This is a genomic window from Ruegeria sp. BHSA162, assembly GCF_059613385.1.
In genome coordinates this window covers 1-21393 of record NZ_JBXWSK010000038.1, presented here as the reverse complement: position 1 = coordinate 21393, position 21393 = coordinate 1, and the positions used below count along the sequence as shown (strand labels likewise).

19 protein-coding genes and 1 pseudogene are annotated in these 21393 nt (G+C 61.9%); 3 read left to right on the top strand and 17 right to left on the bottom strand.

Annotated elements, in window-relative coordinates:
- The first annotated feature begins 461 nt into the window (after positions 1-461).
- Entirely contained in the window at positions 462-3608 is a 3147-nt protein-coding gene (locus AC2FM5_RS12055; RefSeq protein WP_496735787.1) for an adenylate/guanylate cyclase domain-containing protein, read from the top strand.
- A gap of 155 nt (positions 3609-3763) precedes the next feature.
- Positions 3764-4684: a hypothetical protein gene (locus tag AC2FM5_RS12050; protein ID WP_496735785.1), complete on the top strand. Its 921-nt coding sequence runs from the start codon at positions 3764-3766 to the stop codon at positions 4682-4684.
- 12 nt (positions 4685-4696) lie between these two features.
- Here the strand turns inward: AC2FM5_RS12050 and AC2FM5_RS12045 are convergent.
- The 6 genes and pseudogenes from AC2FM5_RS12045 to AC2FM5_RS12020 all read right to left on the bottom strand — a co-directional run bounded on the left by AC2FM5_RS12045 (position 4697) and on the right by AC2FM5_RS12020 (position 9987).
- A pseudogene (locus AC2FM5_RS12045) lies at positions 4697-5079 on the bottom strand (preQ(1) synthase).
- A 93-nt stretch (positions 5080-5172) separates the two neighbouring features.
- Positions 5173-6636, bottom strand: coding sequence for an aldehyde dehydrogenase (locus AC2FM5_RS12040; protein WP_496735783.1), 1464 nt, complete (start codon positions 6634-6636; stop codon positions 5173-5175).
- Positions 6637-6647: 11 nt separating this feature from the next.
- Positions 6648-7685, bottom strand: coding sequence for an LLM class flavin-dependent oxidoreductase (locus AC2FM5_RS12035; RefSeq protein ID WP_170341728.1), 1038 nt, complete (start codon positions 7683-7685; stop codon positions 6648-6650).
- A 1-nt stretch (position 7686) separates the two neighbouring features.
- Positions 7687-8601, bottom strand: a complete 915-nt coding sequence (locus AC2FM5_RS12030) for a flavin reductase (protein WP_496735781.1) — start codon at positions 8599-8601, stop codon at positions 7687-7689.
- Entirely contained in the window at positions 8598-9413 is an 816-nt protein-coding gene (locus AC2FM5_RS12025) for an alpha/beta fold hydrolase (protein ID WP_496735779.1), read from the bottom strand. Before AC2FM5_RS12025 ends, AC2FM5_RS12030 begins: the two co-directional genes overlap by 4 nt.
- Positions 9385-9987, bottom strand: a complete 603-nt coding sequence (locus tag AC2FM5_RS12020) for an amino acid synthesis family protein (protein ID WP_496735777.1) — start codon at positions 9985-9987, stop codon at positions 9385-9387. Before AC2FM5_RS12020 ends, AC2FM5_RS12025 begins: the two co-directional genes overlap by 29 nt.
- 102 nt (positions 9988-10089) lie before the next feature.
- Between AC2FM5_RS12020 and AC2FM5_RS12015 the strand changes: the two genes are divergently transcribed.
- A complete protein-coding gene (locus AC2FM5_RS12015) occupies positions 10090-10791 on the top strand; it encodes a GntR family transcriptional regulator (RefSeq protein WP_496735775.1) in 702 nt (233 codons plus the stop codon).
- 12 nt (positions 10792-10803) lie between these two features.
- Here AC2FM5_RS12015 and AC2FM5_RS12010 read toward each other — a convergent pair whose 3' ends face one another.
- From AC2FM5_RS12010 to AC2FM5_RS11960, 11 genes are all read right to left on the bottom strand, one after another.
- Positions 10804-12306 (bottom strand): mannitol dehydrogenase family protein, encoded by a 1503-nt coding sequence (locus tag AC2FM5_RS12010; RefSeq protein ID WP_496735773.1) that lies wholly within the window; start codon positions 12304-12306, stop codon positions 10804-10806.
- Positions 12306-13079 (bottom strand): L-iditol 2-dehydrogenase, encoded by a 774-nt coding sequence (locus tag AC2FM5_RS12005; protein ID WP_170596349.1) that lies wholly within the window; start codon positions 13077-13079, stop codon positions 12306-12308. Before AC2FM5_RS12005 ends, AC2FM5_RS12010 begins: the two co-directional genes overlap by 1 nt.
- Positions 13076-14080: an ABC transporter ATP-binding protein gene (locus AC2FM5_RS12000; RefSeq protein WP_496735770.1), complete on the bottom strand. Its 1005-nt coding sequence runs from the start codon at positions 14078-14080 to the stop codon at positions 13076-13078. The genes AC2FM5_RS12005 and AC2FM5_RS12000 overlap by 4 nt, the downstream gene beginning before the upstream one ends.
- A 10-nt stretch (positions 14081-14090) precedes the next feature.
- Entirely contained in the window at positions 14091-14921 is an 831-nt protein-coding gene (locus tag AC2FM5_RS11995; protein WP_170341115.1) for a carbohydrate ABC transporter permease, read from the bottom strand.
- Positions 14922-14934: 13 nt separating this feature from the next.
- Complete coding sequence (locus AC2FM5_RS11990; RefSeq protein ID WP_149775359.1) at positions 14935-15801, bottom strand: carbohydrate ABC transporter permease; 867 nt, start codon at positions 15799-15801, stop codon at positions 14935-14937.
- A 107-nt stretch (positions 15802-15908) separates the two neighbouring features.
- Positions 15909-17210 carry an ABC transporter substrate-binding protein gene (locus AC2FM5_RS11985; protein WP_496735768.1) on the bottom strand — a complete coding sequence of 434 codons (1302 nt, stop codon included), beginning with the start codon at positions 17208-17210 and terminating at the stop codon, positions 15909-15911.
- 98 nt (positions 17211-17308) lie between these two features.
- Positions 17309-18340: a LacI family DNA-binding transcriptional regulator gene (locus AC2FM5_RS11980; RefSeq protein WP_170359665.1), complete on the bottom strand. Its 1032-nt coding sequence runs from the start codon at positions 18338-18340 to the stop codon at positions 17309-17311.
- 112 nt (positions 18341-18452) lie between these two features.
- Complete coding sequence (locus AC2FM5_RS11975; RefSeq protein WP_496735765.1) at positions 18453-19352, bottom strand: FAD:protein FMN transferase; 900 nt, start codon at positions 19350-19352, stop codon at positions 18453-18455.
- The gene (locus AC2FM5_RS11970) at positions 19349-19867 is read right to left on the bottom strand and encodes a nitrous oxide reductase accessory protein NosL (RefSeq protein WP_496735763.1); all 519 of its coding nucleotides are present in this window, start codon (positions 19865-19867) and stop codon (positions 19349-19351) included. Before AC2FM5_RS11970 ends, AC2FM5_RS11975 begins: the two co-directional genes overlap by 4 nt.
- Positions 19864-20685: an ABC transporter permease gene (locus AC2FM5_RS11965; protein WP_170435895.1), complete on the bottom strand. Its 822-nt coding sequence runs from the start codon at positions 20683-20685 to the stop codon at positions 19864-19866. Before AC2FM5_RS11965 ends, AC2FM5_RS11970 begins: the two co-directional genes overlap by 4 nt.
- The coding region (locus AC2FM5_RS11960; protein WP_496735759.1) for an ABC transporter ATP-binding protein at positions 20682-21393 on the bottom strand (712 nt) is incomplete at its 5' end. The genes AC2FM5_RS11965 and AC2FM5_RS11960, both read right to left, overlap by 4 nt.

Here is a 21393-nt window from a genome sequence, read left to right as displayed (position 1 = left end):
CTGTAAACAGGTACCTTTCCGCCACTTCCCCTGTAGTATGCAAAAAGGCATAATTATGATCATTATGACGGACGCTCGGTTTGTTTCCAATACGCCGGCGTTTGACCATTTTGACGCCGAACCGCCACCGCTATGAGTAGCGGAGAGACAGACTGAAACTTGGGTAGTGTGAGCGTCGGCTGGGCCAATTCTGGTTGGATGCGTTCTTGATTGAATCCCGCTTGGCCCGAAGGTGCATTTTGCCAGCCAGTAGACGCAAATTCCGACTTGGGATAGGTTCGTGTTGGGGCAACAATGCGGGCGTTCCGCCTTGCATTGGCAATTAATACGCAACGCGCTGACTATAAGGGCCGGCATACGGTCGGACATATTTTAGCTTCGTCAGAAACCAGGTCTCTCTGACTGACGCCGATTGGACAAAAGGCAAAGCACATTGAAGTAATTTCGACCGAGGACTGAAGATGGCTGACATCAAGGCGTGGTTGGAGAGGTATTCCCTTGAGAAGTACCATGATGTGTTCGCCTCGAACGCGATCGAATTGGATGTTCTTGCCACCCTCACTGAAAATGACCTTGTCGAGCTTGGACTGAACCTCGGGGATCGCAAACGCATGATGCGGGCGATCGAGGCGCTTCGCTCGGATCAAGGTGGCGTTTCACATTCCGAGAATGCTCTCACGTCATCGCAAACTGGGCCTCACGCGCCTCAACCCACGGCATTGGAAGGTGTCCCCGAACGCAGGTATCTGACTTTGGTCTTTGTCGATCTCGTTGGATCGACTGAATTGTCCAGTCATCTGGATCTTGAGGAGTACCGCTCCGTTCTGCACGACTATCAAGCCCTTTGTTTTGATGTCGTGACCCGGCACCAGGGGCACATTGCCCAATTCATCGGAGATGGAGTGGTTGCTTATTTCGGTTATCCGACGGTCGAAGAGAACGATGCGGAAAGGGCTGTTGCCGCCGGACTGGAAATCTGCGGCTCCATTGGTCGTATCAAACACGGCAAGGGTGAGGTCATCGGGGTTCGGGTCGGGATTTCTTCCGGGGAAGCCGTGGTTGACAATCACTCGACTTTGGGAGGTCTGGTGGTCGGTGAGGTGCCGAATTTGGCGGCCCGTATCCAGGAACTGGCGGACCCTGGGACGGTCGCCATCAGCGAGCACACCAAGCTGCTGATCGGGAGCAACTTTCGTTGCGAGTGGAAGGGGAAGCAAAGCCTCAAGGGGTTTGAGAACCCGATCGGCATCTGGAAAGTTCTGAGTGCGGAAGAGCCGATGCTGCGGTTTCAGGCGCGTCCCGGAGATCAAGGCTCGCCCTTCGTCAACCGGGTCGATGAGGTCGCGACGATCAAGAAGCATTGGCAGGCCGCACTGAATGGAGAAGGGCAGGCGGTTATGGTTTCCGGTGAGGCCGGCATCGGAAAATCGCGTCTTGTCGAGGAAGCGACCCGCGGATTCGAAGAGCAACAATATCTGCGGCTTGGGTTCCAATGCTCGCCCAACCACGAGCGAAGTGCCCATTTCCCGGTTCTCAGCTGGATCAGCCACATGGCCGATTTCCGCAGAACCGACTCCGACCAGCGGAAGCTGCGCAAACTCAGGCAACTGTTTCAGGAATGGTCGGAGGTTCCGGAAGACTATCTTCCTTTGTTTGCCTATGCCATGTCGTTGCCGGTGGAGGCCGAGGAAGACCTGCTGAAACTGCCCTTTGACCGGCTCAAGCAGCAGTTTCAGGAGGCCTTGGTACAGACCGTTGCTGCGCTGGCGCGGCATCGACCGGTTCTGTTGCTGTTTGAAGACCTGCATTGGATCGATCCCTCGACTGAGGAAATCATCGCTTTGTTGATCGAGCGCTTCAGGTCCATGCCCGTCATGATCATGTGCACGTTCCGCCCGTCCTACCATCCACCGTGGGAAGGCCGGGAGGGTGTCGTCCCGCTGACGATTTCCCGCCTCGACCGGGACCACGTCCACCAGATGCTGGATGCGCTTTTGCAGTCCAAGCAAGTGACACAGACCATGAAAGACCGGATCGCGAACAGGACGGATGGCGTCCCTCTGTTTGCGGAAGAGATGGCACGAATGATCCAGGACGGGTTCTTCGACCAGACGGACGCGTCCGCAATGCAGATGCAACAGGCACTGCCATCGACGCTCAAGGAACTGTTCTGGGCCATGTTCGACCGGCTGAGCACGGCCCGCGATATCGTGCCGGTCTGCGCCGCCATTGACCGCAACATCCTGCCTGCGATGGTCAGTTCGGTCAGCGGTCAATCGTATGAGGCAACCCTGCGCATGTTGGACGAGTTGGTCGAAGCGCAAATATTGGTGCGGCGCGGGGTCAATATGGGAGGTGCCTATGCGTTCCGCCACGCTTTGATACGGGACGCGGCCTATGACCTGATGTTGCCCAGTCGGGCGCGGGCGGTGCACAGCCGGATCGCCGAGGTCCTCGACACTTCGTTCAGTGACCTTGTGGGTCAGATCCCTGAATTGCTGGCCCAGCACTATGCCCGCGCGGACATGCCCAAACAGGCCCGGGACGCGTGGCGCCGGGCGGCAGTCATCTCGGGCGAGCGATTTGCCAACGAAGAAACCATCCACCATCTCAATGAAGCCTTGACCGAGAACGACAAAATCACCCCAAGCCCCGAACGGGATCGAGAAGAGATTTCGCTGCGCAAGATGCTGAACGTGGCCCTCAGTACCAGGGCGTTCGGGTCGAAAGAGGTTTTGGCCAATCTGGACCGGTTCCGCCACCTGCTTGACCGTTCCTCCGCCAGTGTGACGGATGCGTTTTTGGCCGTGCATGTGCAGTTCGGTGCTCAGTTGACTCTGGGCGATCCGAGGGGCGCGTTGGCTTTGTGTGATTACCTGGAGGAGGTCGCACGGCGCGCGGAAAACCCGACGATGGAGGCGCTCGCGGCGCACAATATCGGCATGAGCAACTTCATGCTCGGCCGTCTGGAGGTCGCCATTTCTGCTTTCGACCGAGCGATTGCGTTACGCGGGGCAACTGATCCGGACGATCTGCTGAATTATCACGAGGCAGACATATACTTGGTTGATCAGGCGATGCGGTGCTGGGCCGTGGCGCTGCAAAGCGGAGACGGCGAAACGTTTCGCGCCGAGCTAACGGAACTGGCTGAGCGGATCAGTCGTGAACCACACGATTTCACGCGTTGCTACGGGCTGAACATCCTGGCGACCATCTATCAGATATTGGGCGACACAAGTGCATTGCTGAATATGGTCAACCGGGCTCTCGAGATCAGTGGGCAACGGGAGTTCCACTACTGGGATGCCTGGGGCCGCATCCTGCACGGCTGGGCGCGGGCATCAGAAGGTCACCCTGCCGAGGGGATCGCCGAGATCTCGGCCGGGATCGACGCCTATGTTGATACAGGTTCAACTCAGATCGTTCTCTACGCTCAGACGTTGCTCGCAGACGCGCACTTGATGGCCGGAGAGATCGCTGAAGGCTTGAAGGTGATCGAACTTGTGCGAGCGGGTGAGAAATCCTGGAGTGTCCGGTACCAGCTCCCATTCACCGACCGGGTCGAGGCGGCCTTGCGCAATGCGCAGTCCGAAGTCGCAATGAAGTGAACCACCCGGTTCGACGCAGTTTTTACGCCAGGTTTTTGGTCTGGACATAACTTCAGCCGAACTGCCGAAAGGTGCGATTATTGAAACATATACGAAAATTTGATAGTGTTTGATGGCATTGTTTCGATTTTTAGATCAAAAAACTGGGGATAATCATGTTCAGACTTAAGGCTTTAGGCGTTTCAATTCTTGGCGCAGCGATGGCGCTTGCAATCCACGGACCAGCAAAGGCCCAGGAGATTTTGTCCGAAGACGGAACCGTAAAATTTGAAGATGGGATACCGCAGTACTCCGGCGGCACCGAGTTGTTTACCTTTCAGTATCATCAAATCGTGGATGAAAATGATCCTGAGAACCTGCTGTTTTCAGCTGACCGTCAGTTGGTTTCCTTGAATCCCGTTGAACTTTTCCGTGAATACGGAGACTCCACGCGGGTTTTGGAGGCCCCCGGAATGTCGGCGCTTATGGCGCAGTCCCTAGAGGGTGGTTTTGCGTCGTCCTTTTCGGACATGGTTCTGACGGAACTTGCGGTGCTGCAGAAAAATTGTGTCGTCAACGGTGCTCCGATCCAAAGTGCCACCATCAAGCCGGTTTACAGCGTTCTAAGGCTTCACACGAACCCGATTAGAACAAACGCCGTGCTGAACATTTTTTCGTACAAATTGCTGGAATGCAGTGAAGACGGAGTTGATATTTCCATCCCGCTCAAGCGCCGGTGGGTCATCTCGATTGGTTCCGGGTTGGAACAGGGGCCGATCGACAAGACAATCGGTGGGGTCCAGATGACCTACAAGATGTTCGCGCAGGGTAAATCGATCAAGCTGATGGCTTATTACTCCAATCTGACACTGCATGGCGAAAGATGGGGACCGAATATGCGTCTAATTTCCGGGTTTGACCAACTCGGCAATGTCGACCCCAGAAACAAGTACTACACTCCGAAGGCCGCAAGTTGCCTTGATATCGACTTCAAGAACAAGCCGCCGAATGATGTTGACGTTTGGTCTGTTGCGCCCAGCGACATGAGGTTCTGCGCCCGTGGGTGCGTCCCCGGAGATGTCAGCGCCACCAAGTAAGGCTGCATCTGTTCAGGGTTGACCAAACGCAGACCCCGCGCCTGTTTGCCAAGACAGGTCGATCGGGATGCCGCCACGTGGATACCAGTGCCTTCCAGTCCGCAACCACCGCTGCGTCGGAAACCTGCCCCGGCGCCGGGCAACGGAAACGGTGCAGTTCTCTTGGAAGGAGCCGTGGTTTCGGAACGATCCCAGGAACAGTTTCAGCGACTTCGACCTGACAAGCCAGCCCCCCGAATTCAATCGATCACCAGATGACCATAGTCAGCCTGTCCATTCATCGGGCAGAGCGAAGTGAATTCGGGCGCGGTGAACCTCACGCACTATTCGAAATCGGCTTGTGGAATCTGAACCCTTGTTTTGCAACTCGAATACGCTGCAACCGGGATGCGCAGTGTGTAACGGTGGGCAAGCTACTGCCAAGCCGATCTGTTTCGTGGTCTCTGAGTTTCCTGCCGAGTTTTACGCATTTCGAGGTGGCCGGCGGGTCAGCGCATGACAAAAGGATCAGGAATAGGGTCGTCGCTGGTGCGCAGCCAAACGGACTTGATTTTGGTGTAGTCCAATGCAGCCTGCAGCCCGCCCTCGCGCCCATGCCCCGACAATCCATGCCCCCCAAACGGAGCGATCGGACTGACTGCGCGGTAGGTGTTGACCCAGACAATGCCGGCTCGGATTGATCGAACCATCCGATGGGCCCGCGTGAGGTTTTGCGTGAACACGCCCGAGGCCAGGCCAAACCGGGTATCGTTTGCGATCGCGATGGCCTCATCCTCTGTTTCGAAGGAAACGACCGACAGGACGGGGCCGAAGAATTCGTGCGTCAAGCAATCAGCATCGCGCGCCCGACTGCAATCCAGAATGGTCGGTGGAAAGTAGAATCCCGCGCGATCAAGCGGCTGGCCGCCAGTAATCAATTGCGCGCCTTGGGCCTGCGACCGGGTGACAAGTTCGGCGGCCCATTTCTGCTGCCGCTGCGTGCACAGGGGCCCGACTTCGGTCGCCATATCATCCGGTGCGCCGATCACGACCGCTTCGGCCTTTTGCCGCAGACGGTCCAGGACCGCGTCCTTGATCGATGCCTGAACCACAAGCCGCGACCCGGCAACGCAGCTTTGACCCGACGCCGCGAAAATTCCGGAAACCTGAGCGTTGACCGCACTGTCCAGATCCGCATCCTCGAACACGATAAAGGGCGACTTTCCACCCAGCTCCAAAGAGGTAGACGCCAGATTCTCGGCCGAGTTTCGCACGATATGCCGAGCCGTTTCCGGCCCACCGGTAAAGGCGACATGGGCAATTCTGTCGTGCCGGGTCAAGGCAGCGCCGACATCGGGCCCACCCGTCAGAACATTCAGAACGCCTTCGGGAAACCCGGCCTTGTGAAAGATCCGCGCGAACTCCAGCATTGGGGCAGGGGCCACTTCCGAGGCCTTCAGCACCACTGTGCAACCGGCCGCTAGGGCCGGGCCGATCTTGACCGCCGACAGGAACAATTGTGAGTTCCAGGGCACGATCGCCGCGACAACCCCCACGGGTTCTCGCCGCAGCCAAACTTCCATATCTGGCTTGTCGATGGGCAAATGGGCGCCTTCGATCTTGTCCGCGAGGCCCGCGTAGTAACGATAGTAATCCGCGACATAGGCAATCTGCGCCGAGGTTTCGCGGATGATTTTTCCAGTGTCGCGGGTTTCCAGCTCGGCCAGTCTCGGTGCGTTTTCAGCAATCAGATCTGCCAACCGGTATAGCAGCTTGCCCCGCGCAGTTGCGGTCAGTGACGCCCATTCCGGGGATCTGAAAGCCTGGTCCGCTGCCATCACGGCCTGGTCCACATCAGCTGGGCTGGCGGCGGGCATCTGCGCCCAAGCCTCACCTGTGGATGGGTCGACACTTTCGAACCAGGTGTCGCCATCGCGGAAAGTGCCGCCGATATAGTTCTGAAACCGTTGCATCCCGAATTCCCCTATTGAAAGGCCGGCATCACATCCTTGATGAAACGCTCCAACGAGGCCTTTTTGCGTTCAAACGGCATGCTGGAGTCGATCCAGAATGAATACTCGTCATACCCCAGTTCCTCGCTTCTCCGAAGCCGGTCGATCACGGTATCGGCTGTTCCGATGACAAGGTCGCGCTCCATGTTCTGGGGCGAATAGAACGGATGCTCGGCGATATCGGCATCACTCAGCGGGGCAATCAGCCCCTGGGTAACGTCACGCTTGTTCATGAACCATGCGCCGAAATAGCAGTAGAACCGGTTCAACTCGATGGCGGCCTGTTTTACGTCGTTCTGATCTTCGGCCACGTAAGTGTGGCGCAGCAACATGATCTTGGGGCGCGGCATGTCAGGAAACTTTGCGCAGGCGGCATTGAACTTGGCCATAAGGTCGATGACCTCGTCGTCGCCGTTCCACAATGGCGTGACCTGTACGTTGCACCCTGAGCTTACGGCGAATTCGTGGCTGTTGGGGTCGCGTGCGGCCACCCAGATGGGCGGCCCACCAGGTTGCAGGGGCAGGGGCGACGAGGTGGTCTTGGGAAATTGGTGGAATTCGCCGTCATGGGCGTAATCTCCCTGCCAGAGCTGTTTCACGGCAGGGATGAGTTCGCGCATGCGCTGCCCGGCTTCCCACGCATCCATGCCAGGCATCATGCGTTCGTATTCGTAACTGTAGGCACCGCGGGCAATGCCCAGATCCAGCCGTCCGTCGGCTATGATGTCCGTCATCGCGGCCTCACCGGCCAAACGGATCGGATGCCAGAACGGCGCGATCACGGTGCCGGTGCCCAGCCGGACATTCCGGGTGTGTCGAGCCACGTCAATCAGGCTGAGAAACGGGTTGGGTGCGATAGTAAAATTCATCCCGTGGTGTTCGCCCGTCCAGACGGCATGCATCCCGCCGTCGTCGGCGATTTTGCACAGTTGGATGAACTCGTCATACAACTGCTTCTGGTCCTGCTCTGGCGAAATCCGCTCCATATGCGCAAACAGCGAGAACTTCATGTCAACTCCCCCGAACCAACGGTTTGACCCGTCCGCTGGTTTCATCTCCGTAGTATATGCCGAAATTGCCCATGCGGCTTTCCCGGGCGAAACGTTCCAGCATCGTACAGATCGCCGGGTCCGCGACATCCATCAGCGTCGACTCGACGATCTGCGAAAAAGCCCCGTTGGCTGGAGTGCCGTCCTCGGCTTGGCAAAGGAACGAGATATGCTGTCGTCGCGACTTGTCCTGGTAGACCGAATAGATAAAGCCCGGTTCTGCCTTGATCCCACATTCCGCGATCAACTGGGCCATTGCAGTATCGGCGCCGTTCTCCATGTCCTCGGTTGCCGGAATGGTCAGCCCGCCGTTGCCATCGTCCAGCAGAAGGATCTGGCCGTCCCGCTCGATCAACGCGGAAACCACGACGCCCGCGCGACGGTTGAGCGCCAGGGCTTCGGCGGCAGGCGTCACATAGGCGCCGCGGGCATAACCCAGGCCAGGTGCGATCGAGTGGTCGAAGGCCTCGACCCGACCGATCAGGATCAGGTGGTCGCCGGCTTCGACCGTCTTGAAAACCGAGCAGTCAAACCAGGCTGAAACCCCGTCAAGGATTGGTGCGCCGTTGGGTCCTGGCTTCCAATCGACACCGGCAAACCGGTCCTGCGAAGGGCGTGCGAAGGTGTTCGAAACGCTGATCTGATCCTCCGACAGAATGTTGACGGCGAAACCGGCGGCTTCAGAGAATGTGTTGAAATTGCTGGAAGTATTGGCAAGACAGACCGAGATCAGCGGAGGGTCCAGCGAAACCGAGGAAAAAGAATTGGCGGTAAAGCCGATCGGTCGGCCGGATTCGTCATGGGTCGTGACCACCGTGACACCGGTGAGAAAGGTTCCGAACGCGCTGCGCAGGGCGCGAGGGTCGAAATCGGTCATGCGGGCGTCCTTTCGTGCGTTGGGGTATTCAGCCATTGAACAAGGGCCGCGTTGACAGTCTTTGGGTCAGTAAGATTCACCATGTGCCGATGACCCTCGACGACAACCGCCTGCCCCTTGGCGGCCGCGGCGATGGCGCGGGTCATGTCGGGTGTGGAATTCGGATCCTCAGCACCCGTCAACGCCAGCAAAGGGCAAGAGATCTGAGGGTAGCGATCAGCGTAGACCATGTCGCCCCGGGCAAAGGCATCGTAGGCCGCCGAATAGCCGTTTATGTCGACCGCGGCCAACCATGCGGCGACCCTGTCCCGAGCGGTGCGGTCGGCCGGACTGTTTGCGAACCAGCGTTGCAGCGGGGTTTCCAGATCAAACGTTCCGGCGCTGATCAAGCCGGCGCGCGCCAGCACAGAGTCCCGGGCCTGATCGTCCCGCCGAAACACTCCGTTCAACAGGGCAACGCGTCGAACCCGATCGGGATGTTCGACCGCAAACCCGCCGGCAATCAGTGCGCCCATCGAATGACCGGCAAGGTTCACGCGATCCAGGTTCAAAGCGTCCAGCGCCACCCGCAGCCACTCCACAAATGCTGGTAGCTGCGCCCCCACAGCGATCGGATCGGATTGGCCATGCCCTGGCAGATCCAGTGCGTAGACCGCGTGCAAGTCGGACAAGGCGTCGATCTGCGGCGCCCAGGCCTCCGACTGCATACCGACCCCGTGCAACAGGACCAGAGGTTCGCCATCGGGGGGGCCGGCGAAGCGCAAGCCAAGACGCCCGAATGGTTCAGACAGCTGCCGGATTGTCGACGTCATGTCCCAAATCCTTCAGATCCTGATACCGATCTCCGATGCGATGATGCGGGCGCCCTCCGATCGAGGCGCCCAAAGCGATCATGATCTCATCCGGGGCCGGAGCGTCGGCGACCTGCAGGTGGATGGTCAGATAGTGGCTGCGCCGCCCACCATCATTCTTGTCCATCAGGGGAATTTGCATGGCCGCATTCGCCGGTCCGCGCGTGTTGGTGAAGGCAAGGTAGGATTTTGCACCAACCGCCTCGCGATAGGCATTTCCGAACCTCAGGGTATGGATCAGGGCCGACCCGTGCTCGACCTCGCCATTCACTCCGACAACGGCGGCTTTGCCATAGGCTTCAACCCGGTCACCGCCGCCGGCCGCCTCGAGAATCATCTCGGTCAGCATGTGGCCCAGCCCCGGAGCACAATCGTGTATCTCCGGACGAAGATCTTCGACAAAGCCGCGGCCGGCCCAGGGGTTGGTGATGACGGCAACCGCCGCGATCAAGGTCAAAGGGCGCTCGGCGGCTTTGCCACCTTCGATCAGCGTGTTTTCGACATGCAGCAGTGTTTTACGGATGGTGGCGGGCATCGCAAAGGTCCTGTGATTCCGTTTCCGGCATGATGGTATACCATAAGACAGGATGTCAATCATACCTTGCTGAGGCAACGCGCGACCGATAGATTCCCGTCCATGACATCGCCAAGACTGACCAAGATCGATCATCCCCCGGCTACCCTGCGCGACATGGTGCAGGAGCGCATGCGCGAGGCCATCATCGAAGGTGTTTTCCAGCCCGGCGAACGGCTGGTAGAACGTCCGCTATGTGATCAGCTTGGTGTCAGCAGGACAGTCATCCGGGAAACGATCCGCTATCTCGAGGCCGAGGGGCTGGTCGAAATTCTGCCCGGGCGCGGGCCGATCGTGGCTTCGATCACACGGGACGAGGCACGGCAGATCTACGATATCCGCCGCATGCTGGAAACCGCGGCCGCCGAGAACTGCACGCGCAATATCACATCAGACAGGGCCAGCAGCCTGCATGGGGCGCTGGTGCGGCTCAAGCAAGGTTTCGTGGACAAGACACCGGGCTCGATCTTCCGCGCCACTTCCAATTTCTACTCAGAGATTTTTGAGGGGGCAGGGCATCATGTGGCCTGGGATGTAGTCCAGCGCCTGAATGGTCGGATCAGCCGGTTGCGGATGATGACCTTGGCGGCAACAGAACGCGACCGCCCCGGGATCGAACATATGGAGGCCATCTGTTCTGCGATTCAGTCCGGCGACCCCTCCGCCGCGCGCCGAGCCGTCGAACGGCATCTGGACGATGCGGCGTCGGTTGCCGAGACCCTGTTCGATGCAGAAGAGGGCTTGGGCAAAGCCGCACACTGCTAGATCCTGCATCGGTCAGGTTTGGTCGCCCAGATACGTCGTCAGGGCCTGGCGCGCTCCCTGATCCCAGATCACCCTGAGCCACCGGTCAAACGCGTCGCGAAACGCGCCGGATTGTGACAGGTCCTGATAGTACTGGGTCTGCTCAAGCCAGGTGGTCGGGTCGTCGCGGGCCGCGTTGGCCGAGGTGACCAGATCGGACCAGTTGGGATCGTTGGGTTCGATAATACTTCCATCCTCGCGAGTGCCGGCACACATGCGGGCCCACAGCGCCTCGACCAGGGCCAGCCCATTGATCGGCGCGCTGGCGGCCAATGCATCATAGACGGTGGGAAGCACAAATCCCACATGCCGGGATGATCCGTCAAAAGCAACGCGCCGCGTGGTGTCGACGATGGATGGATTGCGGAACCGCTCCTCGATCAAGGTTATGTAGTCCGCAACCGACTGATTGGGCACCGGACGCACGAAAGGCGCGATTTCTTCGACCAAAACCTTTCGGAAGAATGCAGAAACCAGCGGATCGGCCATGCAGTCTGCGATCGTATTCAGGCCCAGGATCTCGCCGACATTGGCCAGAACCTGGTGGCCCGCGTTCAGAATGCGCAGCTTCATGACCTCATAGTCATGAACGCGGTCGGTAAATGTGGCGCCGACCTTGTCCCAATCCGGGCGACCGGCGCAAAAGGCATCCTCGATCACCCATTGGCGGAAGCTTTCATGGGTGACGGGGGCGGCGTCGTCGATCCCCAGCGCGCGCACCAGCTCCAGTTCGGTCGGGCCGGTGGCGGGCACGATGCAATCGACCATCGAGTTGGGAAAGGTGCATTGCGTGGCGATCCAGTCGGCCAGATCCGGGTCCGACAGTCGCGCCAGCCCAACCACCGCCTGACGCAGAACCTGCCCGTTGCCGATCAGGTTGTCGCAGCTCAGCCCGGTCAGCGGACCCATGCCCGCATCGCGCCGCCGTCGCAGGCCCGCGACGATGGCACCGAAGGCGGTGCGCGGACGGTCGGGATTGGCGGCATCGTGGCGGATGTCAGGGTGGTCGGTGTCCAGCCCCTTGGTCACAGGGTGCACGAGATAGCCGCCCTCGGTCACGGTCAGCGACACGATGCGGATCGCCGGATCGGCCAGTTGCGCGATCAGCGGGCCGTTGTCCTCTTGCGGGGGCAGGTAGTCGATCATCGCGCCGGTCACCTCGGCACGGCGCTGGCCCTCGGTCAGCTCGACCAGCGTGGTCAGACAGTCCTGCGCCAGCAGTTTGCGCCGCATCTCGGCGTCATAGGCGCGCACGCCGGCGCCGATGATGGCCCAATCCTGCGCCGCGCCCTGTTGCATCAGCCGGTGCAGGTACCAAGCCTGATGCGCGCGATGAAAATTGCCCACCCCGATATGCACGATCCCCGGCGTCAGTGCCGCGCGATCGTATTCGGGCCGCAGCACGCCCTTGGGCAACGCGTCCAAATTGGCCTGACACAACCGGACCGGTCGGGTATCCGCGGGGCGCTCCACCATCAGCTCATCCAATTTCCACCATCCACGTTGTATGTCTGGGCCACGATGTAGTCGGCCTCGGACGAGGCCAGAAAGACCGCCATTCCGGTCAGGTCCTCGGCCCGGCCCATCCGGCCGAAGGGCACCGCTTCGCCCACTTCCTTCTTTTTCTGACCCGGCGCCTTGCCCTCGTATTTGGCAAAGAAGGCATCGACGCCGTCCCAGTGCTCGCCATCCACCACGCCGGGGGCGATGGCATTCACGTTGATCCCGTGTTTGATTAGGTTCAGCCCCGCCGATTGGGTCAGGCTGATCACCGCCGCCTTGCTGGCGCAATAGACCGCCACGAGTGGCTCGCCCCGGCGGCCGGCCTGGCTGGCCATGTTGATGATCTTGCCGCCGGTGCCCTGCTCGATCATGTGGCGCGCGACCGCCTGTATCGTGAACAGGGTGCCGGCAACGTTGATGTCGAACACGCGCTGGTAATCCGCGCGGGTGATTTCCACGATCGGGGCGGCGGTGAAGATCGCGGCGTTGTTGATCAGGATGTCGACCCCGCCCATCCGCGCCGCGGCGTCGGCCACGCCCGCCTCGATGCTGTCCTGCTGCGAAACATCCATTTCGACCGCAATCGCCTGCGGCCCGATCGCGCGCGCGGCTTTGCGCGCCTGCTGCACGTCGATGTCGGCCAGCGCCACCTGCGCGCCCTCGGCGGCATAGGCCTGGGCAAAGGCCAGCCCGATGCCCCGCGCCGCCCCGGTGATCAGGGCCCGTTTTCCAACCAGCCGGTTCATGCGATCCGCAGCCCTGCCGCGTCGAACCGGTGGATCTTGTCCTCCTCCGGCGTCAGATGGATCGTGTCTCCGTGGCGCAGGCCGACCTCGCCGCCGGCGCGCACGGTCATCGGCTCGGCGAAGCCGTCCACATGGACGTGAAAGAACGTGTCCGAGCCCAGATGTTCGGACACCCCGACCGTGCCCTTCCACAGGCCCTCGTTGGGCGAGGCGGCAATGTGCTCGGGGCGGACGCCGATCGTGTGGGCGCCGTGCTTTTCGGCCTCGGTGCCTTCGATGAAATTCATCTTGGGCGAGCCGATGAAGCCGGCCACGAACTTGTTGCGCGGCGCGCGGTACAGTTCGAGCGGCGAGCCCACCTGTTCGATCACGCCTGCCTGAAGGACCACGATCTTGTCGGCCATGGTCATGGCCTCGACCTGGTCATGGGTGACGTAGATCATCGTGGTTTCCAGCCGGTTGTGCAGCTCGGATATCTCCAGCCGCATGCCTACGCGCAGCGCCGCGTCCAGGTTCGACAGCGGCTCGTCGAACAGGAAGGCCGCCGGTTCGCGCACGATGGCGCGGCCGATGGCGACCCGCTGGCGCTGGCCGCCCGACAGCTGGCCGGGGCGGCGGTCCAGATAGTCGGTCAGGTTCAGAACCTCGGCCGCCTGTTCCACACGGCGGTCCTGCTCGGCCTTGTCCAGCCCGGCCATCCGCAGCGGAAACGCGATGTTCTTGCGCACAGTCATGTGCGGATAAAGTGCGTAGGACTGGAACACCATGGCCAGGCCCCGCTTGGCCGGCGGCACCGCGGTGGCGTCCTGATCGTCGATCAGGATTCGGCCGCCACTGACGTCCTCAAGCCCTGCGATCAGGCGCAGAAGGGTGGATTTCCCGCAGCCCGAGGGGCCCACGAACACCACGAATTCGCCGTCGTTGATTTCCAGATCCAGCGGCGGAATGACTTCCACGTCGCCAAAGCTCTTGCTGACTTTCTCAAGTACGATGCGTCCCATGTGTCTTTCCTTACTTCACGGCGCCGAAGGTCAGGCCGCGGACCAGTTGTTTCTGACTGAACCACCCAAGGATCAGGATCGGGGCGATGGCCATGGTCGATGCCGCGCTGAGCTTGGCGAAGAACAGGCCCTCGGGGCTGGAATAGCTGGCGATGAACGCGGTCAGCGGGGCCGCGTCGACGGCGGTCAGGTTCAGGGTCCAGAACGCCTCGTTCCAGGCCAGGATGAAATTCAGCAGCACGGTCGAGGCGATGCCCGGCACCGCCATCGGCGTCAGGATGTAAAGGATTTCCTCTTTCAGCGTGGCGCCGTCCATGCGCGCGGCTTCCAGGATGTCGCCGGGGATTTCACGGAAATAGGTGTACAGCATCCAGACGATGATCGGCAGGTTGATCAGCATCAGCACCACCACCAAGCCGGCGCGGCTGTCCAACAGGCCCAGTTGGATGAACAACAGGTAGATCGGGTACAGAACCCCCACCGCCGGCAGCATCTTGGTGGACAGCATCCACAACAGGATATCCTTGGTGCGCGCCGAGGGCACGAAGGCCATGGCCCAGGCGGCGGGCACCGCGACGATCACGCCCAGCAGGGTGGACCCGCCCGCGATGATGATCGAGTTCCACAGATACCGCATGTAGTTCGACCGTTCCTGAACCACCGCATAGTTCTCCAGTGTCCAGTCGAAGTTCAGAAAGATCGGCGGGCTGGCGATGGCCTGGGCCTCGGTCTTGAAGCTGGTCAGGATCGTCCAGAGGATCGGGAAGAAGATCAGCAGGCCGACAGCCCAGGCAAAGGCGGTGTTGATCAGCTTGCGTGGTGTGGTGACGGTGCGGGCCATGTTTTCGTCCTCCTCACGCGTCCAGGTTTTTGCCGACGATGCGCATCAGGAAAATGGCGACGATGTTGGCAAGGATGATGGCATAGACCCCGCCGGCCGAGCCCAGCCCGACATTCTGGCTTTCCAGCACGCGCTGGTAGATCAGATAGGTCAGGGTGCGGGTGCCGAAGGCGCCGCCCGTGGTCACGAAGATCTCGGCGAAGATCGACAGCAGGAAGATCGTCTGGATCAGGATGACGATCGTGATCGCGCGGCTCAGATGCGGCAGGATGATGAAAAAGAAGCGTTTCAGCGGTGGCGCACCATCCATTTCGGCGGCCTCCAGCTGTTCGCTGTCCAGCGACTGGATCGCGGTCAGCAAGATCAGGGTGGCAAAGGGCAGCCATTGCCAGGACACGATCATCACGATCGACGGCATCGACGCCTCGGACAGCCACGAGATCGGCTCGGCGCCGAAGAACCGCCACAGATGGGCAAACAGGCCGTTGACCGGGTCCATGAACATGTTCTTCCAGACCAGCGCCGAAACGGTGGGCATCACGAAGAACGGGGCGATCACCAGAATGCGCACGACGCCCTGGCCCCACATCGGCTGATCCAGCAGCAGCGCCAGCAGGATGCCCAGCACCACGGTGATGGCCAGCACACCGCCCACGATCACCAGCGTCGCCTGAACGGCGGGCCAGAAGGAACTCGAGGTCACGAACCGGACGTAGTTGTCGAACCCGACCCAACCCAGGTCACCGCCGCGCAGCGGCAGGTATTTCTTGAAGGAAAAATACAGCGTCATCGTCAGCGGAACCAGCATCCAGCCCAGCAGCAGGACCACGGCGGGCGCCATCATCAGGCGTGCGACGGATCGGGAGTGTTGAGTTGCCATGACGCAAGACCTCTCTGTTCAGGCGACTTGTTGCCTGCGAGACTAACACGGGTTGTGGAAGGGGGAGAGCGGGGGACAGAAACCTGCCCACCCGCCGGGAGGAGGCCTCAGTACCCTGCGGCTTCCATTTCTTCGGCCGTGAAGGCCTGTGCCTTGGCCAGAGCTTCGTCAACCGACTGCTGTCCGGCATAGACCGCCGAGAATTCCTGGCTCACCTGGGTGGCGATGCCCGCGAATTCGGGGATGGCGACGAACTGGATCCCGGTATACGGCGTCGCCTTGACGCAGCAGTTTTCCGGATCGGCCGCAAGGATCGACTTCAGCGTCATCTGCGCGAAGGGGATGTCCTTGTAATCGGGATTCTCGTACAGCGAGGTGCGCGCACCCGGCGGAACGTTGGCCCAGCCCTCGTTCTCGGCGACCAGTTCGATGTATTCCTTCGAGGTGGCCCATTCGATGAACTGCTTGGCGGCGTCCTCTTTCTGGGTGCCGGCCGGAATGGCCAGGGCCCAGGCCCACAGCCAGTTGGCGCGCTTGTCAACGCCTTCCGAGTTCGGCGCCAGAGCAAATCCAACCTGATCGGCGACAGTCGAGTCGTCGGGGTTGGTCACGAAAGATGCGGCAACGGTGGCGTCGATCCACATGCCGCATTTGCCCTGCTGGAACAGCGACAGGTTCTCGTTGAAGCCGTTGGTGGCATACCCGGCGGGGCCGGATTCGTTCATCATGTCGACGAAGAAGGTCAGCGCCTCTTTCCACTCGGGCTGATCGAACTGGGGTTTCCAGTCTTCGTCGAACCAGCGCGCGCCGAACGAGTTGGCGGTCACGGTGATGAAGGCGCCGCCCTCACCCCAACCGGCCTTGCCGCGCAGGCAGATGCCGTTAATGTCGTTGTCGCGGTCCGTCATCGCAGCCGCCGCTTCGCGGATGAACTGCCAGGTCGGCGCCTCGGGCATCTCCAGACCGGCCTTCTCCATAAGGTCGGTGCGGTACATGATCATCGAGCTTTCGCCATAGAACGGCGCCGCATACAGCGTGCCGTCGTGGCTGAGGCCGCCGCGCATCGCGGGCAGGATGTCGTCCACGTCATATTCCGCGGACATACCGTCCAGCGGCACAAGCCAGCCGTTCGCGCCCCAGATCGGCGTTTCGTACATGCCGATGGTCATGATGTCGAACTGGCCGCCCTTGGTCGAGATGTCGGTGGTCACACGCTGGCGCAATACGTTCTCTTCCAGAGTGACCCATTCCACCTCGTGGCCGGTCGCTTCGGTGAACTTGTCGGTGTATTTCTGCATCCGGATCATGTCGCCGTTGTTTACGGTGGCGATCGTGATCGTCTCTGCAGTTGCGGCGCCGGCGGTCAAAGCCGCTGCGCTTGCCGCCCATAGAACGGATTTCAGGTACATTCTTTCCTCCCTGGTGTCGAATTACCTGGAGGAAAGCATCACGAATTATTTGGCGCGCGTCAACTAAAATTTTACGCGCGTAAAAAAGGTGTCGAAAATCAGGCCGAACTCCGCAGTATCAGACGTGCGGGAAACAGGGTTTCGGTGCGGGCGCTCAGCCGCCCACCGGATTCGACCAGTTGCGTCAGCGTCTCGACGGAGCGATTCGATACTGCGGTGTAGTCATGCGCCGCGGTGGTCAGCGACGGGCAGGTGAACTTGGAAAACGGATGGTCGTCATGCGAGGCGACGCGCAGGTCGCAATCCTCGCCCAACCCGACCCGCAGGCCCTTTTCATAGCAGGCCGACAGGAACCCGATGGCCAGCCGGTCATTGCTGCACAGGATGGTGCGAGAGGGCAGGCTGGGCTGTTCCAACAGCTTGAACGCGCCCTGACGGCCGATTTCCTCGAACCCCCAGCCGCGACCGTCGACCTTGATCACCTGCGGCTCAAAGCCCAGGCTCTCCATTTTTTTGATGTAGGCGATGCGGCGTTTGTTGGCGTTGGGGTTGGCGGGGTGCCGCATCTCGAAGAACGCGGGCGGTTCGCCGCTGCGGCACAGGTAATCGACGGTCTGTTCGATGAAGCTCGCGTTGTCGGAACCGACAAAGGCCGCGCCCATGCCTTCCAGGTTGCTGTCGAACAGGATGGTGGGGATGTCCTTGCAGAATTTCTCGATGAACGACCGGTCGGAATCGCGCCCCAGCGGTGCCAGCAGCACGCCCGCCGGCTTCAGCGCGCGCAGGCTGTCGAGGATCTCGGCCTCCTGCGCGGGGTCGCCATAGGCGCTGTAGAGCGTCGGACGGAACCCGGCCTCGATGCATTTTTCTTCGATGTTGCGGGCGATCTCGGCAAAGAACGGGTCGGCCAGATAGGGCACCACGATGCCGACATTCTTGGTCAGCTTGCGGTTCTGGTTCATGGCAAAGATGTTGGGGCGATAGTCGAACCGCTCCAGCGCCTGCTCGATCCGTTCGCGGGTCGACCGTCGGACGCTGTCGGGATCGTTGAAATATTTCGATACCGTCGGGCGCGAGATCCCGCTGACCGCCGCAAACTCCTCCATGTTCCGGATTTTTCTGGGTGCCATGCCTTGCCTCTGGCGCGGGGCCAGGCCCGCGCCGCTCTGAATTTGTCGCTGTTTTACCTTTTCTTATCGCGCGACAAATTTCAACGGCAGAGTTCCGGGACGGTCATTCCGGTCAGATCAGCATCTCGAGCCGGGCCTCGGGGAAGCGTTGCAGAACCGGCGCGATCCGGTCGGTGGGCAGCAGGCACAGCGCGGTCGAAAGCCCGTCGGCCAGCGCCGCGTCAGGGGCCGAGACCGAAACCGCCCGATGCCGGACCGGCTGACCCTGCGGGCCCAGAATGTGGCCATGACGCCCGGCCAGCTGTGTCGCATCAGGGGCCGAGGTCGCCACCGCCCGGTCGCGCAGTTCGATGCGCCGGGTCACGCCCTCGGGGCCGGCCAGGCCGACGCGCCAGTCCGACCCGTCGGCGCGGGTGCCGATGGCGGCTATCTCGCCCATGTCGACCAGCACATCGGTCAGCCCCTGCGCCCGCAGCAGCGCCGCGATCCGGTCGGTCACGGCGCCCTGCGCGATGCCATTTAGCGTCAGCGCCGAACGGCCCGGATGGGGCAGGCGGATGCCGTCGGCCGAGACCGAAACCCCCTGCCAGCCGACCAGCGCCCGGGCCTGCGCCGCTTCGGCATCCGTCGCGCCGGTCGCCAGCGACATCCACAGCGGTTGAACGGTCGGGTCGAACGCACCGCCGGTCGCGTCGTGCAGGGCGGCGCTTTGGGCCAACACCTGCAGCAGCTCCGGCGCCGGGGCGGGCAGGGTGCCGTCCCGGTTCAGGCGGCTCAGCTGCGAGTCCGGCCGGTACAGGCTGAAGATATTCTCCAGACGGTCCAGTTCGGCCTCGAGCGCGGCGATGATCGGTTCGGCCTGCGCGTCACTCAGCCCGACCAGCTGCAGGCTGGCGGGTGCCCCCAGCGCGGTGCCGCGCCAGCGGGCCACCGGTGCGGCGCGCGCCACGGTCGGCAAGGCGGCGCAGGCGGCCGAGATGGTCAGGAAACGGCGGCGGGAAAGGGAGGTCATGCTGGTGTCTCCAATACCTGGTTCAGATCGACGGGGCCAAGCGCCGCATCGTCGGGAATGTCGGTCAGGGGCAGGGCGGTGCCGCCATAGGTTTCGATGAACCGCGCGGCGGCGTCCGGCGTGGCAAAGGGCACGATCTCGGGCGCGCCCATGCCGCCTGCCACGCCGGCGCCCACCACGAAGGTGGCCTGATCGGCGGCGACCCAGTTCGAGATTCCGGGCTCGTGCCAGCTGGGGGCCGCGCCCATGTCGCTGACATAGACCGCGGTGATTTCGGCATCGCGCTCGGGACTTTTGAGATAGGCCACCATGTCGCGCACCTGGGCAAAGAACAGCGGCGCGGGATAGCCCTCCAGATGGATCTGCCCCTTGGGCCCGCCGTGTTCGGCCACGTTCATCTGGCAGAAATAGCTGAGCGCGGTTTCGGTCAGATCGACCGGATCCGGCAGGGCGGCTGCCTGCTTTTCCTTGCAGGCCGCCAGCGCGATAAAGGCAATCAGGGCAAGGCGTGTCATGGCTCGACCCTCCGGAACGCCAGCCGGGCCAGGGCAAAGCCCAGCACCGGCCAGATCAGCAGCGAGGCGGGCGCCGCCCAGACGGGCAGGGCCTGCGCCGCGCCGGTCATGCCGGACGCCATGGCCACGCCCTCGGTGGCGGCGATGTTCCACAGACGGAAAGCGTCGGCCGGGTTGGCCACCATCACCCAGGGAAAGACGGATTGGGTGAAGACGCCGCCCTTGTCCATGACGACGGCTCCCAACAGCCCAAGATCATAGAGGACGACGAAGACCAGCCAGAGCCCGGCCGACAGACCTGCCGCCGCCGTTGCGCCCCTCGCCAGGGCGGACAGCAGGTATCCCAGCGCCAGAAACACGGCGCCCAGCAGGATCGAGGTGACGATCAGCCGGCCAAGCGCGAACAGGCTGTCCGCGCCCGCGCCGCCGAACCACGCGGCGACCGCCCCGGCGGTGCCGAAACCGACCGTCATGGCAAAGGCCAGCGCCGCCAGGTGGGCGGTGAATTTGCCCAGCAGAATTTCCCCTCGCCCCGCCGGATAGGACAGCAGCAGCGACAGGCTGCCCCGGTCCACGTCACCGGCGATTGCGTCAAAGGAAATCATCAGCGCCAAGAGCGGCGCCAGATATACCGACAGCGTGGTCATCGAGGCGACCGACACCGTCAGCATGTCGACCCCCAGCGTGCCGGTGGGCGCGCTGCCGGCAAAGGTCAGGGCCAGCGCGAACAGAACCATGATCAGCGTCGCCACCAGCAGCCAGCGGTTGCGGCGCAGGATCAGCATCTCGGTGCGGGTGATGGCAAGGAAACGGGTCATTGCAGCGCCTCCTGAGCATAGTGGCGATAGAGGTCTTCCAGCTTGGGCGGGGTCATTTCTACGTCGGCCACGGCATCTCCCATGGCGGCGATGCGGCGCAGGGCCTGCATCTTGTCGGCGGGCGAACACAGCAATTCGACCGAGGCGCCGTTGACCCGGTTGCCGCCCAGTTCGGCGGCCAGCGCGTCGGCATTGGCGCGGGCGCGCAGCTTCAGCCGGATCGGCAACCCGGCCAGCGCCGACAGGTTGGCCAGCGTGTCATCGGCCACCATCCGACCCTTGCGCATGATGGCGATGCGGTCGGTGCGGGCCTCGACCTCGGTCAGGGCATGGCTGGCGATCAGCACCGCGGTGCCCTGCGCGGCCAGCTCGTCGATGATGGCGTACAGGTCCTGGCGCGAGATCGGGTCCAACCCCGAGGTAGGTTCGTCCAGCAGCGCCAGTTTCGGCTGGCCCAGCAACACCTGCGCAAGGCCCAACCGCTGCCGCATCCCCTTGGAATAGGCGCCGATCCGGCGGTCCATCGCGTCGCCCAGCCCGACACGGTCCAGCAGGGCGGGCACGTCGGCGCGGGTGCCTGACAGCTTGGCGAACAGGGTCAGCTGCTCGCGCCCGGTCAGGGCCGGGTGGAACGAGACCGCCTCGGGCAGATAGGCCGTATCGCGACGCGCCTGCGCGCTGCCGGGGGCGGCGGTGCCGATGCGGATC